The 17,437-nt window shown below is 53.5% G+C and carries 16 protein-coding genes; 5 read left to right on the top strand and 11 right to left on the bottom strand.

What is annotated here, in order from left to right; translation table 11 throughout:
• Positions 1 to 45: 45 nt before the first annotated feature.
• A complete protein-coding gene (locus MXMO3_RS07180) occupies positions 46 to 639 on the top strand; it encodes a TetR/AcrR family transcriptional regulator (RefSeq protein ID WP_245985817.1) in 594 nt (197 codons plus the stop codon).
• Here MXMO3_RS07180 and MXMO3_RS07175 read toward each other — a convergent pair.
• Positions 636 to 1,613 carry an NAD(P)-dependent alcohol dehydrogenase gene (locus tag MXMO3_RS07175; protein ID WP_162889169.1) on the bottom strand — a complete coding sequence of 326 codons (978 nt, stop codon included), beginning with the start codon at positions 1,611 to 1,613 and terminating at the stop codon, positions 636 to 638. The two genes, MXMO3_RS07180 and MXMO3_RS07175, sit on opposite strands and share 4 nt — an antisense overlap.
• A gap of 434 nt (positions 1,614 to 2,047) precedes the next feature.
• Between MXMO3_RS07175 and MXMO3_RS07165 the strand changes: the two genes are divergently transcribed.
• Both MXMO3_RS07165 and MXMO3_RS07160 read left to right on the top strand, forming a co-directional pair.
• Positions 2,048 to 4,390, top strand: coding sequence for an ATP-dependent helicase (locus MXMO3_RS07165; protein WP_117395418.1), 2,343 nt, complete (start codon positions 2,048 to 2,050; stop codon positions 4,388 to 4,390).
• A gap of 11 nt (positions 4,391 to 4,401) precedes the next feature.
• Entirely contained in the window at positions 4,402 to 5,268 is an 867-nt protein-coding gene (locus MXMO3_RS07160) for a 50S ribosomal protein L11 methyltransferase (protein WP_117395417.1), read from the top strand.
• Between the two features lie 18 nt (positions 5,269 to 5,286).
• Here the strand turns inward: MXMO3_RS07160 and MXMO3_RS18645 are convergent, their stop codons facing one another.
• A complete protein-coding gene (locus tag MXMO3_RS18645; RefSeq protein WP_156905507.1) occupies positions 5,287 to 5,436 on the bottom strand; it encodes a hypothetical protein in 150 nt (49 codons plus the stop codon).
• 345 nt (positions 5,437 to 5,781) lie between these two features.
• Here MXMO3_RS18645 and MXMO3_RS07150 point away from each other — a divergent pair, with 345 nt between their 5' ends.
• Positions 5,782 to 7,599, top strand: coding sequence for an aminopeptidase P family protein (locus MXMO3_RS07150; protein WP_117396746.1), 1,818 nt, complete (start codon positions 5,782 to 5,784; stop codon positions 7,597 to 7,599).
• 40 nt (positions 7,600 to 7,639) lie between these two features.
• Positions 7,640 to 8,821 (top strand): chromate efflux transporter, encoded by a 1,182-nt coding sequence (gene chrA, locus MXMO3_RS07145; RefSeq protein ID WP_117395415.1) that lies wholly within the window; start codon positions 7,640 to 7,642, stop codon positions 8,819 to 8,821.
• On the opposite strand, the gene MXMO3_RS07140 is transcribed toward chrA, so the two are convergent.
• The 9 genes from MXMO3_RS07140 to lpxC form a co-directional block, all read right to left on the bottom strand.
• Entirely contained in the window at positions 8,805 to 9,131 is a 327-nt protein-coding gene (locus tag MXMO3_RS07140) for a DUF2834 domain-containing protein (RefSeq protein ID WP_117395414.1), read from the bottom strand. The two genes, chrA and MXMO3_RS07140, sit on opposite strands and share 17 nt — an antisense overlap.
• 30 nt (positions 9,132 to 9,161) lie before the next feature.
• The gene (locus MXMO3_RS07135; protein WP_036222029.1) at positions 9,162 to 9,455 is read right to left on the bottom strand and encodes an AzlD family protein; all 294 of its coding nucleotides are present in this window, start codon (positions 9,453 to 9,455) and stop codon (positions 9,162 to 9,164) included.
• A gap of 19 nt (positions 9,456 to 9,474) precedes the next feature.
• Positions 9,475 to 10,212, bottom strand: a complete 738-nt coding sequence (locus MXMO3_RS07130) for an AzlC family ABC transporter permease (RefSeq protein WP_205468095.1) — start codon at positions 10,210 to 10,212, stop codon at positions 9,475 to 9,477.
• A 13-nt stretch (positions 10,213 to 10,225) separates the two neighbouring features.
• Positions 10,226 to 11,083, bottom strand: a complete 858-nt coding sequence (locus MXMO3_RS07125) for an AraC family transcriptional regulator (RefSeq protein ID WP_117395413.1) — start codon at positions 11,081 to 11,083, stop codon at positions 10,226 to 10,228.
• Between the two features lie 68 nt (positions 11,084 to 11,151).
• On the bottom strand, positions 11,152 to 11,622 hold the full coding sequence (locus MXMO3_RS07120) for an MGMT family protein (protein WP_117395412.1): 471 nt from the start codon (positions 11,620 to 11,622) through the stop codon (positions 11,152 to 11,154).
• A gap of 3 nt (positions 11,623 to 11,625) precedes the next feature.
• Entirely contained in the window at positions 11,626 to 13,692 is a 2,067-nt protein-coding gene (gene ligA / locus MXMO3_RS07115; RefSeq protein ID WP_117396744.1) for an NAD-dependent DNA ligase LigA, read from the bottom strand.
• Between the two features lie 41 nt (positions 13,693 to 13,733).
• Entirely contained in the window at positions 13,734 to 15,407 is a 1,674-nt protein-coding gene (gene recN / locus MXMO3_RS07110) for a DNA repair protein RecN (protein WP_027834443.1), read from the bottom strand.
• A 23-nt stretch (positions 15,408 to 15,430) separates the two neighbouring features.
• Complete coding sequence (locus MXMO3_RS07105; protein WP_117395411.1) at positions 15,431 to 16,282, bottom strand: outer membrane protein assembly factor BamD; 852 nt, start codon at positions 16,280 to 16,282, stop codon at positions 15,431 to 15,433.
• A gap of 100 nt (positions 16,283 to 16,382) precedes the next feature.
• Positions 16,383 to 17,339, bottom strand: coding sequence for a UDP-3-O-acyl-N-acetylglucosamine deacetylase (lpxC, locus tag MXMO3_RS07100; RefSeq protein WP_117395410.1), 957 nt, complete (start codon positions 17,337 to 17,339; stop codon positions 16,383 to 16,385).
• Positions 17,340 to 17,437: the final 98 nt, after the last annotated feature.

Here is a 17,437-nt window from a genome sequence, read left to right as displayed (position 1 = left end):
CATACAATCTGTATGTATATTTCAATTAACATACAGGCTGTATGTATGCAAACAAAAAACCGCAGATCGAATAAAGAACGGTCAGAGACCACCCGTGCGCAATTGATTGCAGCGGCACGAAAACTATTTATTTCAGAGGGTTATGCAGAAACTGGCACGCCCGCCATCGTGAAAAATGCTGAGGTGACGCGGGGCGCGCTTTACCACCACTTCAAGGATAAGGCCGACCTATTACGCGCTATTCTGGTGATGGAATCAGAAGAAATTGCCAAAGAGATCGCCAAGGCAGACCTCGACATCAATGATCCCCTTACCTCACTGATCAACGGCACTGAAGCCTATTTCCGCGCCATGAAGGTGCCCGGCCGCACCAAACTGCTGCTCGATATTGGCCCCGCCTTTTTGGGCAATGAGGAAATGGCACAAATTGACGGAGAGAACGCGCGGCAGGAACTGATTGTGGGCCTCAAAGCCGCGTTCGAGCAGAAAGGCGCTGTGCCAACGCATCTCAATGCGATCGCAGATTTGCTGTCAGCCGCATTTGACCAAGCTGCTCGCGCCATCGCCGATGGCGCAGATGAACAGCACTATAATGCCGCCATGCGGCAATTGGTTGTGGGAACAGTCAATGGTGCTTAGGACGCAATGCGCACCGGCACGACGCCAACCTTATGACCACCATCCACCAAACGGTGCGCGTCTGCAATTTTCTCAAAGGGGAAGCTGGTGTCGATCACCGGCTCTAACGCCCCCTGCTCGGCCAATTGCATCAGGCGGCTAAACATTTTGCCGCTCAGCACCTCTTTTTCAGAGTCACTTGAGAGCATGATCGCCCGTTTGTTGGTCAAGACTTTGATCATCTCAATCGCGCTCGCAAAAATCACCACCAATGTTTTGCCATTGGGCTTGAGCATATGTTTCACCTTGGCAAAGGAGGCATTGCCCACATTGTCCATCACAAAGTCAAACTTGTCTTTGGTGGCAGTGAAGTCTTCCTTGGTATAATCAATCACATGATCAGCACCCAGCGATTTGACCAACTCCACATTTTTGCTGGAACACACGCCGGTGACCGTCGCGCCCAAATGTTTGGCAAGCTGAACAGCTGCAACGCCCACCGCACCTGAGGCACCATTGATCAAGATAGTGTTGCCTGCCTTCACGCCGCCAGCATCAAAATAGCCAAGCGAAGTGCTGCCGCCAAATAGGACGGCAACAGCCTCTTCATGCGTCAAACTCTCTGGCTTAAGCGCCAGAGCCCCATCCTGCTTTGTCGTAATATATTCGGCATGCGCCCCAAGATGAAAACCATTGGAGCCCACAACCGCTTGCCCCACGGAAAACGCCTTTACATTCGCGCCCACCGCTTCAATCACGCCTGAATATTGCAGCCCAAAAACCGGATATTTCGGTTTAAACAACCCCATCGCCATCCGCGTCATCAAGCACAGTCCTTTTGGCACACGCAAGGCCCGGATGCGCACATCCGCAATTTCCACCGTTGAAGCCATCACCTTCACCAGCACCTCATCGTCCGCCGGGGTCGGTTTGTCCACCTCTTCGATTTTCACATTCTCGGCTGGCCCATAGGCCCGGCAAACAGCAGCTTTCATCATTTCCCCCAATGGCGACAGAATATCTCATGCTCAGGTGGTCATTCAATTCAAATTTTCAAGTCAATCCAACGCTTTAAATTCTTCTTTTAACTGCCACACCCGCGCCTTTCCTTAACGCGGGTCCAATCTCACGCGCCATAATGAGTTTCCGCCGCAAGCGATTCATTTGACTCTCATTTTCGGTATGAAGCCACTGGCAATCCCATCGCCGACCAGAAGACAATGAGCATTGAATCAATAGATTCATTGCCTTCGCCAACCGATTCAAATTTAACCGCTTTTTGCATTGGCATCGGAATTTCCGCCCAACGATAGCGTTGCACGAATTTGACATTGCACAGCGCAAGCCTCACAAGGGCTTTTGGCTCTCGACATATACAAATAAGTATGTCTCCCCTATAAAGAACAAAAAGAGATTCGAAACGGACCGAATGACCGATAGACCAGCAAAACCACAAGGTTTAGGCGCTGGCCCGATCACTTCTCAATTGGGCGCGCAAACACCAAATTATTTAGAGGGCCTCAACCCGGAACAACGCAATGCGATTGAGTCCGTGGATGGGCCTTTGCTGGTGTTGGCGGGTGCAGGCACAGGCAAAACCCGTGTGCTCACCACACGCATCGCCCACATCTTGGCGACACGCCGGGCCCGCGCGGGCGAAATCCTGTCGGTGACCTTCACCAACAAGGCCGCCCGCGAAATGAAAGAGCGGATCGGCAAGTTCGTCGGCGGGGCCATTGAAGGCATGCCCTGGCTGGGCACCTTCCACTCCATCGGCGCCCGTATCTTACGTCGCCATGCCGAACTTGTGGGCCTCAAGTCCGATTTCACCATTCTCGATACAGACGATCAGATCCGGCTGCTCAAGCAATTGCTGCAGGCCGAAAATGTAGATGAAAAACGCTGGCCCGCGCGCCAACTGGCCCATGTGATCGATGGCTGGAAAAACAAAGGGCTGCAACCCAGCCAGCTTTCCGCTGCCGATGCAGGCGTGTTTGCCGACGGCAAAGCGGTGAAAATCTATCAGCAATATCAGGCACGCTTGAAGGTGCTGAACGCCGCCGATTTCGGCGATTTACTGCTGGAAGGCATTCGTCTTTTTAAAGACAATCCAACTGTGCTGGCCGAGTTTCATCGGCGCTTCAAATATATCTTGGTGGACGAATATCAGGATACCAACGTGGCGCAATATTTGTGGCTGCGGCTGCTGGCGCAACCCAACGAACATCGCGAAACCGCCAATGTATGCGTGGTGGGCGACGACGACCAATCCATCTATGGCTGGCGCGGCGCTGAGGTGGACAATATTTTGCGCTTTGAGAAAGACTTTCCCGGCGCCAAAGTAATCCGCCTAGAACGGAACTATCGCTCTACCTCAAAAATCCTGAAAGCAGCCTCCCATCTGATTGCCCACAATGAAGACCGGTTGGGCAAAACATTGCAAACCGATGTGGGCGAAGAAGGCGAACCGATTGCCGTGACCTCGGTATGGGATTCGGAAGAGGAAGCACGCAATATCGGCGAAGATATCGAGCAATTGCAGCGCCAGGGCCATAAGCTGAACTCCATGGCCATTCTGGTCCGCGCTTCGTTCCAAATGCGCGAATTTGAAGATCGCTTCATTACGCTGGGCTTGAACTATCGCGTGATCGGCGGTCCGCGCTTTTATGAGCGCAAGGAAATCCGCGACGCCCTCGCTTATTTGCGTATTGTGACCCAGCCAGCTGACGATTTGGCGTTTGAGCGCATTGTCAACGTGCCCAAGCGCGGCTTGGGCAACGCCACCATTTCCATGCTGCACGATGCGGCCCGCGCGGCCAACATACCGCTGGTACAAGCCACCCGCGAATTGGTGGAAACAGACGAGCTAAAGCCGAAACAACGCTCCACCCTGCGCGGCCTGCTGAGCCAATTTGATGAATGGGCCATGCGGTTGCAAACCCTGCCCCACTCTGAAGTGGCTGAAGCCATTTTGGACGAGAGCGGCTACACCCAAATGTGGCAGAATGACAAATCTGCCGATGCGCCGGGACGGTTGGAAAACTTGAAAGAACTCATCCGCTCTATGGAAGAGTTTGAAACGCTTGGCGGCTTTTTGGAGCATATCTCGCTGGTAATGGACCGCGACAGCGGCGATGCGGACGATGCCGTGTCCATCATGACCCTGCACGCCGCCAAGGGCTTGGAATTCGACACTGTGTTTCTGCCCGGTTGGGAAGAAGGCCTGTTCCCCCACCAGCGGGCGTTGGATGAATCCGGCAAGGCTGGACTGGAAGAAGAACGTCGCCTCGCCTATGTGGGCATCACAAGGGCGCGTAAACGCGCCAAATTAAGCCTGGCGCAAAACCGACGCATTCATGGCTTGTGGCAATCTGCCATTCCGTCCCGATTCCTTGATGAACTGCCTGCCGATGTAGTGGAAGTCAAAGACACAGGCTCTTCCTATGGTGGCATCAATTATGGCGGCCGCGATCAGGCCACCAAGTTTGATCGCCGTGATCCATTTGAAAGCGTTTATGAAACACCCGGTTGGCAACGCGCCCAACGGCAACATCAAAGCCGTGGCAAAGACCGCGGCCCCACGATCGAAGGCGAATTGGTGGCCCGGTCGGTCAATCCCGCCTCCTCATCGCGCTATAAGGTGGGCGACAAAGTACTGCATTTGAAATTTGGCGAAGGCACCGTCGCCGCCGTCGATGGCAACAAGCTGAGCATTGACTTTCCCTCCGTGGGCCGCAAGAAGGTGCTGGAAAGCTTTGTTCAAAAACCGTGAGACTTTAATCCATGTCACTTAACCAGATCAGCGTGCCCCTAACCAAAGAAGAAGCCTATAAGCTGGTCGATGCGGTCAGTGAACTGGAAGATATGGCGCTTTCCGCTGTGGCCTATGAAGGCCCGGATGGCGAACATTGGGTGTTTGAAGCCACATGCGATGAAAAGCCGGACATTGAAAAATTCAATACACTGGCCAAGCAAGTGTTGGGCGACGATGTTGAATTTGAAGTGGCCCCGGTGCCGGACAAAGACTGGGTGGCCCATTCGCTGGAAGGGCTGAAGCCCGTTGAGGCGGGGGGATTTTATGTCCATGGCTCGCATGATGACGCACCGAGCGACGAGAATGTGATCCCCATCAAAATTGATGCTGGCCAAGCCTTTGGCACCGGGCACCACGAAACCACCTCCGGCTGCCTCGCGGCACTCGATCTATATTTGCAAGACAACACGCCAGAAGCCATTTTGGATTTGGGCACGGGCACTGGGATTTTGGCCATCGCTGCCGCCAAACGCACCGAACTGAATATTCTGGCCACCGACATTGACCCCAAAGCGGTTGAGGTCACCATTGAAAATGCGGAGATCAATGGCGTGCTGGATCAAATCATCGCTGAAACGGCTGATGGGTTTGATCATCCGATATTTGCCGAACATGGCCCCTTTGATTTGATCATGGCCAACATTCTGGCCGGACCACTGATCGAATTGGCCCCGGAATTGATCAAACAAGCGAAACCCGGCGCGACAATCATTCTGGCAGGCTTGCTAACGCGGCAGGCCGAAGATGTGATCGCGGCCTACACCGCACAAAAAACAACCCTCCTCGCACAAAGCGAGAAGGGTGATTGGTCGATCCTAACACTAAAAGCCGAATAGCTCGGCTTTTACGGCTATTTAGAAGCCGTTTGTGTGATCATATGAACCCAGCAAGTTGCGGTACGATTGTGTTGCCACAAAGTTTTGCTGCTCGCGTGGATCATGAAAATCACGTGTTTTAGACATCGCGCTCACAATATTCCGGAAGAAGTTTTTTTTCTCAGTCATTTCTTAAACCCTATCTAAATTATGCAGGCGAACTTTTTGTTCGCTTATTTGTAGTCGCGACCATTCGCGTTCATGAAATGGGCGATTTGGCGCTCTGCTTGCTTAGAACGTGCTGCCACCATCGCGTCGAACATATTGCGGAAAAGACCTGATTTATGTGTCATCTTATTTCTCCTTGGCAAATTGGGCGAACCCACTTGCATCTCGTAATCTGATAACCCAATGTAGCGCGGTAAAATTTTTTTAGTAGCCCCTGCTTTCGCACTCCAGCCATGCAACAAAAGCATGGCTCGTCCATTTTTGGCGGGGACGTATGCACGTATGACCAAAAGGACCACGGTGACAATGTCTGCCAACACAAAAGCAAACCGATTTCAAACATTTGAAGAACGCGCCAATCCAGAGCTGGTTGGCCCGCGTGTCGAGGCATTGCGTAAAAAGATGAAAACCAAAAAAGTCGATGCTTTTTTGGTGCCCCGCGCCGATGCACATCGTGGCGAAAATGTACCGGCTGGCGACGAACGGCTCAGCTACATTTCCAGCTTCACAGGCTCCGCCGGCACCGCAATCGTGGCGCAAGATAAAGCTGCCCTGGTCGTAGACGGGCGCTATACATTGCAGGCCCCCACCCAGACAGACACCGATGTCTTTGAAATTGTTGACCTAAGCCCAACGGCAACAGGTGATTGGCTTATCGCCAATCTTAAAAAGGGGCAAAAAGTTGGCTATGACGGTTGGTTGCATACCCCCAAAGAAGTCGAAACTCTGGACCGAAAACTCGCGGCCAAAGGCATTAAGCTCGTTGAAGTGAGCAATCTGGTCGACGCGATTTGGAAAGACCGCCCCGCACCGCCAACCAACGATATTTATACGTTGGAAGTGGCGCAGACCGGCAAGAGCGCCAGCGACAAGCTCGCCGAATTGCAAAAGCAAATGCTTGAAAAAGGCGCTGACTATTTGGTGCTCACCCTGCCAGAATCCACCAACTGGCTACTCAACATTCGCGGCAGTGATATCGCAAACACGCCCGTCAGCCTGGGCTTCGCGATTGTGCCACAATCCGGCGCCTCACGCTTTTTCGTGCAGCCGGAAAAAATCAACCCTGTGATTCAAGCCGAATTAAGCGATGTGACCGTGCTGGAACCGATTGAAGAGCTCGAAGAAGCGCTAAAATCGATGTATACCGACAGCGTTTGGTTTGACGATGCAACGGCCCCCATCAAATTGGTCAATCTCGCCAAGTCCGTTGGCGCAACCATCATCACAGACAAAGACCCGGTGGTGATCGCCAAAGCGCGCAAAAATGCGGCAGAAGTTGAAGGCATGAAAGCGGCGCAAACATCAGATGCGCTGGCGATGGCCCGTTTCCTATCGTGGCTCGATGATGAGGCCCCGAAAGGCAAACTCACCGAGATTGAAATCGTCGAAAAACTGGAAGATTGCCGCCGCCAGTCCAATGAACTGTTGGACATCAGCTTTGAAACCATCTCCGGGTCTGGCCCGAACGGGGCCATCGTGCATTATCGCGTATCTGAAAATACAAGCCGCACGCTCAATCCGGGCGAGTTGATGCTGGTGGATAGTGGCGGCCAATATCGCAACGGCACCACCGACATCACCCGCACCATGGCCACGGGCGACACAACGCCCGACCAGCGCAAGCATTTCACCTTGGTCCTCAAAGGCATGATCGCCCTGAGCCGCGTGCACTTCCACAAAGGCGCAACAGGCGCGCATCTCGACGTTTTGGCCCGCCAGTTCCTCTGGAATGAAGGATTGAACTATGCACATGGCACGGGCCATGGCGTGGGCGCACTGCTGGGTGTGCATGAAGGGCCCTGTGGCATCTCTGGCGTCAATCACAATGTGCTGGAAGAAGGCAATATCCTCTCCAACGAGCCGGGCTTCTACCTTGAAGGTGAATATGGCATCCGCATTGAAAATCTGATCATGGTGGTGCCCAGCGAAAAGAACGAGAAGTTCTTGAAATTTGACACCCTCACCTACACGCCAATTGATCTACGCCTGGTCGAAAAAGATCTGCTGACGCCGGAAGAAATTGAATGGCTGAATGATTATCATCAGAAATGCTATGAGCTGATTGCCGACCGTCTTGAAGATGACAAGCAAGAATGGTTAAAACAGGCAACGCGCGCCATATAAAAGCAAAAGGCACGCATCATCCTGCCGACACGGACCGACCATGCGTGCCTTTTTTGAACTTTTCAGCATCTTCCTGAAACTGGGCCTCACCTCATTTGGCGGCCCGGTGGCCCATTTGGGCTATTTCCGCACGGAGTTTGTGGACCGGCGCAAATGGTTTGATGATGCGCAATATGCTGATTTGGTAGCGCTGTGCCAATTTCTGCCTGGCCCCGCCAGCTCGCAGGTCGGCTTTGCCATCGGCGTGCAGCGCGGCGGCATCTTGGGCGGCATCGCGGCATTTCTGGGCTTCACCCTACCCTCCATCCTTATTCTCTTGGGCTTCGCGGCGGTCATCCCGCTTTTGCAAGGCGATCTTGGCCAGGGCCTGATCCGCGGGCTGAAGCTGATCGCCGTGGCGATTGTGGCCCATGCCGTACTCGGGATGGCCCAAAGCCTCGCCAACACCACATACAGGGCACTCATTGCCGTGGGCGCACTGATCCTTTGCCTGTTGCTCACAGGCTTTGTGGGGCAAATCCTCGCCATCATTCTCGGCGCAATCATCGGCTATCTGATTTTGGAAGCTCCTTCCGCCCAAGCGCAAAGCAACGAACAGGCCACGCGTTTCGCATGGTCGCATGGCACGGCCATTGCCAGCTTCTTCATCTTGCTTATTGCCCTACCCCTTCTTGCCGCGAGCACAAACCAAACCTCATTCGCGCTGGCCGATATTTTTTACCGGGCCGGGGCCTTGGTGTTTGGCGGCGGCCATGTGGTGCTGCCGCTGCTGCAAGCTGAAATGGTGCCGAACCTGATGGATCAAAATCTATTTTTGGCTGGCTATGGCGCCACCCAAGCCCTGCCCGGCCCGATCTTCTCTTTCGCCAGCTATTTGGGCGCCATGGCCAGCGATACGCCATTGACTGGCGTGCTGATTGGGGCCACCGCCATTTTCATACCCGGCTTTTTGCTCACCTATGGTGCCCTGCCGATCTGGCAAGGGCTGCGGACCAATCAAATCGCCCGCAAAGCGTTGCTCGGCACCAATGCGGCGGTGGTTGGCCTACTCGCGGCAGCCCTGATCAATCCGATAGCCATGCAGGCCCTCAACCAACCGTTGGATTGGACCATCGCCCTGATCGGCTTTGCAATCCTTTGGCGGCTAAAATGGCCCGCATGGATATTGGTGTTAGCCGGCGGTGCTGCCGGTGCGCTGTTCGCCCTTATCGGGCTTTATTGAGCTGCGTTTCGCGCAAATAGAGATAGAGCGGCAAACCTAACGACAAGCCGACAAATGAACAGGCTGGCAAAACCAGCCACCAGCTACGAATGCCTTGCTCCCGCGCATCCCAAAACGACCAGACCCAAAACAGGGCAATGCACAGCAAAACATCAATGCTGAACCCGGCGGCAAGCCCGTTGGCCATAAACAGACTCTGGAAATATTGGCCGATATCAAACCCCGTTTGCGCGAAATAGGGCGCGAAAAACAGCCACGGCAAAACGGTGCCCAGCACCATCATGATAATGTAGAAATTTGCTTTGGTCATAAGGACTTATCCCAAGAATTAGAATCAAACCTAGAATAGACCAAACACGCTCCGCAATGCCACGACAGATATCACGCCCACAACCACAACCGCCCAAAGCGGCAAACGGAAAGCCACCAACAACGTGATCAATGCGGCGAGACTTTCAGCCGGGCCAGTGGCCAGAATGGTCGGCGCGATCACCGCCATCAGCACGGCAGCAGGCACCGCCTCCAAGGCGGCACGGGCACGCCCTTGAATGGTGAAAAACCGCACAATCACCAGACCCGCAACACGGGTGAAATAGGTCACCAGTCCCATGCCGAGAATGGTGGCCAGAACCATTGGGTCAACGCTAAACACTTCAGCCACGGTCCAATGCTCCCTTATATTCTTCAGGGTCAGCCGTGAACGCGCCCACCAACATGCCAGCCACTGCACCCGCCGCGATATACCATGCGCCATCCACATAGGTTTTGGTGAGGATCGCAGCCGCCCCGCTGGCCGCCAACACCATGGCGGTGCTCTTACCTTTCCAGAACCCCACAATCAGGCCGATAAAGATCGCCGGAAAGGCAAAATCCAACCCATATTGCGCCGGGTCGAGATCGACAAACATTTTGCCCAGCAACGCGCCAAAGGCCGTCATCAACACCCAATTGAGATAGAATGGCGTCACCAGCCCCATATAAAACGCAAAGCTGAGATGTTGCTTGCGCCCACGATGTTCAGACAAGGCCCAAATCTCATCAGCCAAAAACATATAGGCGATCATCTGCTTGCCCCACCCCATATGCCGAGTTTTGAGGCCCAGAGAGGCGCTCATCAAAATATGGCGCACATTCACCAACAATGCCGAAAAGATAATCGCGGCCCATGGCACCGGGCTGGCCCAAAAATCAATGGCCACAAATTGCGACCCGCCTGCAAAAACCACGGCGCTCATTAAACCGACTTCCAAAGGGCTCAGGCCCTTTTGCGCGGCCAAGCCACCAAACACCAATGAGATTGGCACCATGGCCACCAAGAGCGGCGCAATATGCTTGATCCCGGCAATATAATCGCTTTCGCGCAGAGGCATTTCGCCACTGATCTCACTCATTCATCTATCCATTCTAAGCGATATTGCGGTAGGCCCCGGGGGCAACACCAATGCGTTTTTTAAAGTGGCGATTAAGATGGCTTTGATCGTAAAAGCCGCAATCAATAGCCACGTCAGCTGGCTCATGGCCCAGCGCCAATTGCGCCCGCGCCTGCCGCACGCGCACATCGGTCAAAAAGGAGTGCGGCGTTTGCCCCATATGTTTAGCGAAAACCCGGACAAGATAGCTTTTAGACATGCCAGACAAGGCGCACAATTGATCCAGATCCACATCTTGATTGAAATACGCTTGCATATAATCGCACATATCCCGCACAGCTTTAGGTGCACGCCCCACAATCGGCTCTTTGCGCCAACTGCCATAGCGACCAATCACCTCGCCCAACGCCAGATAAATTGCTTCATCCTTTTCCAGTGGGTCAAGGCTTTGTTCCAATTGCGCATGCAGGCGCAAAAGGTGCGTCGCCAAAGCCGTGTCTTGCACCATCAAATCTTGGAAAAACAAACTGCCACTCGGCGCCGCACCAGGCAAATCCCGCGCGATTTCATGCATCAACTCCACCGAAGGATAAAGCATGCGATAGCTGTACCCGCCTTCCAGCGGCCGACCATCATGCACTTCTTCAGGGTTGATCATAAAAACCGACCCCGCACCGCCAATAGATTCACTGCCCTTCAGCTTATGTTGCTGCTGGCCTGAAACGATAGCTCCAATCACAAATGTATCGTGAGTGTGTGGCGCATAACGGTGGGTGCGGAAGGTGGCGGTGAGGCATTCCAAATCGCAATGCCGCGCCTCGCGCCAAAATTTGGCGCGCTCACCTCGGGATAAATCCACTGATGTTGCGTGTTCTTGCGATTGTAAATCCATAGCCACAGCCTAAATGATCAAGGCCGCAAGTCTTGGACAAAATTGACACTCTGTCTAATGAAAATTCTTTATGACAGGATAAATCGGTTGCGTTCCAAATCCGCCAATTTGAAATTCTTCTTGCCTTTTGGCAGCAGCTCATGGCCTTCAGCCTCAAGCAATTTCTTTTGATTTTCCGGCCCACCCGGCGCTTTTTCATTCAGCGCACCAGCCTTTTTCACGGTCCGCCACCAGGCCATGCCCACCTCGCCGGTTTGCTCACGCAACTCCTCAGCCGCTTTGCTGGCAATATTCATAAAAATACCAGTGGTGAGCGGACAGGTCACAAATCCATTATGCTTTTTCGCCAAATAATCGCGCAGATCATCGGCCAGCATAAATTGGCCCTCTGGCACACGCGCCATCAAATCATAAATTTCGCGCGGCGTTGAAATCACCATTGGCGCGCCTTCCGGTCCCCAATGGGTGCCCGCGGGCAACGGGTTCACTTGCACGACATATTTCGGATCGTTCAAATAGTCTAATGCCGCCCGTGCCATCCTCTAAAGCCCTTCAATCAGCTCAAACCACCCATCTTCGTCCATGGTCGTCACGCCTAAATCTTGCGCTTTTTTGAGTTTAGAACCAGCCCCCGGCCCGGCCACCAGAATATCGGTTTTGCCCGACACAGAACCAGAAACTTTCGCGCCCAACCGCTCGGCCATCGCCTTGGCTTCTGAACGGGACATTTTTTCCAAACTGCCGGTAAAGACAATGGTTTTGCCCGCTACGGGACTCTCGTCAGCGCTTACCACTTCATAGGTCTTGGGATTGACCTGTTCGAGCAATTTATCGAGCGCTTCCATATTCTGCTCATTGGCAAAGAAATCGACCAGTGAATTCACCACCGTTTCGCCAATGCCATCAATGGCGATAAAACTTTCCCGCGCAGCGTGATCACCAGCCGCGGCGTCTCGGGCTGCTTTTTCAAAATCTGCAAAATTGCCGAAATTGCGCGCGAACATGGCCGCTGTGGTTTCCCCTACATGGCGAATGCCCAACGCAAAGATAAACCGATCCAGCTCTGGCGTGCGTGTCTCGTCGATGGCTTCGAACAGCTTGCGAACCGAAGTGCTGCCCCAGCCTTCCTGGTCTTTCAGCTTTTGCAGCGCCGCTTCGTCGCGCTCCTGCAGCGTGAAAATATCAGCCGGGGTTTTCACACGGCCCTCTTCAAAGAAGGCAGCAACCTGCTTGGCCCCAAGGCCATCAATATCCATCGCATTGCGCGACACAAAATGCTTGAGATGTTCCACCGCCTGCGCCGAACAGATCAGGCCACCCGTGCAGCGCCGCACCGCATCCAGCTTGCCTGTCTTTTCGTTCACCTCGCGCACCGCAGGCGATCCGCAAACCGGACAGGTTTCCGGCATTTCAAACATACGCGCATCGTCCGGACGATGATCCAGCACAGGCCCCAACACTTGCGGGATTACGTCGCCCGCCCGCTGTATGGTCACCATATCGCCGATCAGAACGCCTTTGCGCTCAATCTCATCTTCATTGTGCAAGGTGGCGTTGGACACGACCACACCGCCTACCGTCACCGGCTCCAGCTTCGCCACCGGGGTCAGTGCGCCCGTGCGCCCCACCTGAATTTCAATATCATTGAGCCGCGTGATCGCTTTTTCTGCCGGGAATTTATAGGCAATGGCCCACCGCGGCGCGCGGGCCACAAAGCCCCACCGCTGCTGTAGATCCAGACGATTGAGTTTATAAACCACCCCGTCAATGTCATAGCCGAGCAACGCCCGCTCTTCACCAATCATGGTGTGATGGGCAATCATTTCCTCGACACTGGTCACCAGCTTCATCATCGGATTGATTTTGAAGCCCCAGTCGCCCAGCTTTTGCACCACATCAAACTGTGTTTCTGCGGGCAACTCAGATACATCGCCCCAAGCATAAGCGAAGAAATTCAAATTACGCGCCGCCGTCACCCTCGAATCCAGTTGGCGTAGCGAGCCAGCGGCTGTGTTGCGCGGATTGACGTAAGTGTCCTTGCCCTGCGCTTCGAGTTCTTTGTTCAAGCGCTCAAACTCGGCGTGGGACATATAGACTTCGCCGCGCACTTCAAACACATCCGGCACATCAGTGCCTTCAAGCTTTTTTGGAATGTCGGCAATGGTTTTCAAATTCTCGGTGATGTCCTCACCTTCGGTGCCGTCGCCCCGCGTTGCACCTTGCACGAACACGCCATTTTCATAGCGCAGCGAGGCGGAAAGCCCATCGATTTTCGGCTCGGCGGTAAAACCAAGTTCCAGCCCGGCATCGCGGGCGAAATAGCGTTTGGCCCGATCGACAAAATCTTCGAGGTCTTCATCAGAAAAGGCATTGCCCAGCGACAGCATAGGCACCCGGTGGGTGACTTTTTTAAAGCCGTCAGCGACCTCAAAGCCCACCCGGTTGGTCGGGCTGTCCTGCCGCACCAGATTGGGAAACCGTTCCTCAATCTCATCATTGCGGCGGCGCATCGCGTCATATTCTGCGTCTGAGACTTCTGGCGCATCCTGTTGGTGATAGCGTTCATCATGATAGGCAATGGCTTCCGCCAAATGTGCCAATTCTTCCATGGCCTCTTGCCGGGTCAGCTCCTCAACGGGCTTTTTGTCGCTCACGCCACCACCTCATCACGCAATCTATTGGCCGCAGCGCGGGCCTCATCTGTAATCTCCGACCCCGCCAACATGCGGGCAATCTCTTCGCGGCGTGCCGCCTCATCCAAGGGCTTCACATGGGTGCGGGTCAGGCTCCCCTCGTCCACCACCTGCTTTTCAATCAGCAAATGCTGGCTGGCCCGCGCCGCCACTTGCGGCGCATGGGTGACACACAAAACCTGCACTTTTTCCGAAAGCCGCGCCAAGCGCTTGCCGATGGCATCCGCCACCGCGCCGCCGACACCAGTATCGATCTCATCGAAAATCAGCACAGGCGCTGACCCCTTGTCCGCCAGCACCACCTTCAGCGCCAACAAAAAGCGTGAAAGCTCACCACCAGAGGCCACCTTCATCATCGGGCCGGGATTGGTGCCAGGGTTGGTTTGCACATGAAATTCAATCACGTCAAAACCACTTGCGCTGACACGCTCCTCATCAATCTTTTGATCGACCAAGAACCGCGCCTGCCCCAATTTCAGATCGGGCAATTCAGCTTCCACAGCTTTGATGAGGTCAGCAGCTGTTTTTGCCCGCGCTTCGCTCAACTCAATCGCCGCGCCACGATATTCAGCTTCCGCCTTGGCCAACGCCTCGCGCAGATGGGTCAAATCTTCATCACCTTGCTCAAGGTCATGAATGGCCTTTTGATATTTGGTCAAAATATCCGGCAACTCATCCACCAAGCATTGATGCTTGCGTGCGGCGGCCCGGAGAGCAAACAGCCGTTCTTCTGCCCCCTCAAGCTCCATGGGGTCAAATTCCATTTGGCGCTTAATGTCTTCGAGGGCTTCCGAGGTGCGATCAAGCGCCACCAGCGCCGCATCAATATTTTCCACCACAGCGCCAAATAGGTTCTGTTCGCCATCACCCTTGCGCATCAATTGCCGCATCAGCCCTGCCAAAGCAGAAGAAGGGGCCGAAGGACCATTGATGACCTCATCGGCGTCACGCACTTCATCAGCGGCTTTTTCAAGCTCCATCAAGCGTTGCCGCTGTGCTGCTAGCTCTTCTTCTTCGCCTTTTTCGGTGTTCAACTCTTCCAGCTCAGCCACCACGTGGCGTGCATAATCCTCGTCAGCCCGCGCTTTCTCCACTGCCGCTTCCTGACGATTGAGGGCATCCTGAGCCGCCGTGAGCGCTTTATAGGTGTCTTGGGTCGCGGCGCGCAGCTTCTGGTGCCCACCGAACGCGTCGAGCAGATGGCGGTGGGTTGAGGGATCAACCAAAGCGCGATCATCATGTTGGCCGTGAATTTCGATCAGCTCTTGGCCAATCTTTTGCATCAATTTGGCAGAAATCGGCTGATCATTTACAAAGCCGCGCGTGCGCCCATCGGCATATTGAACCCGGCGCAAAATAATCTCGCCGTCGCTCATCAGCTCATTTTCTTTGAGCATGTTCATAACCGCATGGTCTATGGGCAACTCGACACTGGCCACGACTTGGCCACGTTCGGTGCCTTTGCGCACCAAACCATTGTCGCCACGCCCACCAAGGGCCAATGAAAGCGAATCAAGCAGAATGGATTTACCGGCGCCCGTTTCACCAGTTAGGGCGGTCATGCCGCCCTCTAACGGCAAATCTAGCTGATCGATCAGTACAATATTTTGTATTGAAATGGCTGATAGCATGCCCGATTAACCCATATTTTGGGCTAGCCGTTCAGCGATCCTGCCAACCAGCTACCCTCGTTTACCTCAGGGGCCAAACCCTGCTTTTGCAGCAGTTTATACGCATCCTGATACCATTCGCTAGAGGGATAGTTGTGTCCCAAAACAGCAGCAGCGGTTTGCGCCTCTTGTACCAGTCCTAACGCCATATAGGCTTCGGTCAAGCGCAACAGCGCCTCTTCCACATGTGTTGAGGTCTGATGATCCTCTACCACAGTCCGGAAACGGTTGATCGCACCAGTATATTGCTTGTTGCCTAGATAATAACGCCCAACAGACATCTCTTTGCCGGCAAGCTGATCCTGCGCAATCAAAATGCGCTCTTTCGCATCTTTGGCGTAACGTGAGTCGGGGTAATTGTTGATAATAGACTGGAATGTCGCAATTGCGTCCTGCGCAGTCTGCTGATCCCGAGTCAAATCTTTGATCTGATTATACTGCGACGCCCCTTTCAGGTACATCGCATAAGGTGCCTCAGACGACGAAGGATAAAGCGCCAAGAAACGGTCTGCAGCCAAAATGGTCCGGTCGTAATCACCCAAACGGAAATAAATGAACGTGGTCATCATCCGCGAACGCTCGGTAAACTCAGAATAAGGGTGTTGCCGCTCCAACTTTGAAAAAGTCTCAAGCGCAGATTTTAAGCGTTCACGCTCCACATAATCGATTGCTTTATCGTAAAGCGTTTCGGCGGGAATGATCTCTTCTTCGGTAATCTTGGGCTTGCCGAACAGGCTCATGCCAGCACAACCGGTCAATGATGTGGCCAAAACGCCAACCAATGCTGCGCGTATCAAAGTTTTTGCAACGCCGTTTTGAAGGTTTGCAATACCCATAATTAAAAAGCCTTTATCAACCGAAACCCACACTCATCAGCACGATGTAGGGGGGAAAATGAACGAAACTAAGGCAAGATACAAGATTGAATATGCCGATTTAGCCAACTGAACGGATATAGCCGCGCAATTCCAGCCCTGCAGGCAGTTCCTCAAGGGCATCAAATTCAAGCGGCAACGCACTTGCAGGAACAATCTCATAGTTTTGCTCGCTCGCGAACAAAGAGTTCAACACGAGTGCATTTAATCCGTGGCCACCTTTGTAAGACCGGAACTTGCCGTAAATCGGCATTCCAGCCAACGCGAGATCGCCAACCGCGTCCAGTAGCTTATGGCGTACAAACTCATCTTCGTAGCGCAAGCCATCCTGATTGAGGATTTTCCCCTCATCAACGGCAATGGAGTTTTCCAAGGATGAGCCTAATGCATAGCCAGCCTGGCGCAGAACTTTCGCATCTTTAATGAAGCCAAATGTTCGGGCCTGAGACACATCGTCAACATAGCGCTTAGGCGACCAATCAAAGATCATCCTCTGACGACCGATGACGTCGCTTTCAAAGTCAATTTCCACATCAAACGCGCGACCATTATAAGGCTCGAGTGCGGCAAAAGCATCATTCGAACGCACGGTAACGCTACGTTTGATCTTAATGAACATTTTCTCGGCAGGTTGGGTTTCGATGCCGGAGGCAACGATTGCTTCCACATATTTGCCAGCACTGCCATCCAACACAGGACACTCATTGCCTTCAACGGTGATCAACGCATTATCGATCCCCATGCCGGAAAGTGCGGAAACCATGTGTTCGATCATGGACACGGTGCCAGCGTCACCCAAATCAACTGCAGTGCACAAATAGGTGCGCGACACACGATTGTGATGCAAGGGCATCGTGGCTGAATAGGATTCGTCATCAAGTTTTCGACGGATCGCATATCCACTGTCCACGGCAGCGGGTTCAATGGTCAAGCTGGATGGCTTTCCATTGTGTACGCCAATGCCCGTAAAGCTTAATACACGCCCCACGGTGCACTGCTTGGTTGCAAATCTGTTCATCTACTACTCCGGCTTATCGGGTTTTATATCCCAGCCTTTTTTAAAACTTGATAAACAAAAAAGACCCGAGACGAAAGCCGCCTCGGGTCCTTTTTTCT

This window comes from Maritalea myrionectae, from assembly GCF_003433515.1.
In the GTDB taxonomy this organism is placed as follows: Bacteria; Pseudomonadota; Alphaproteobacteria; order Rhizobiales; family Devosiaceae; genus Maritalea; species Maritalea myrionectae.
The sequence above is the reverse complement of the archived record's forward strand: the minus strand, read 5'-3'. Positions and strand labels throughout refer to the sequence as shown.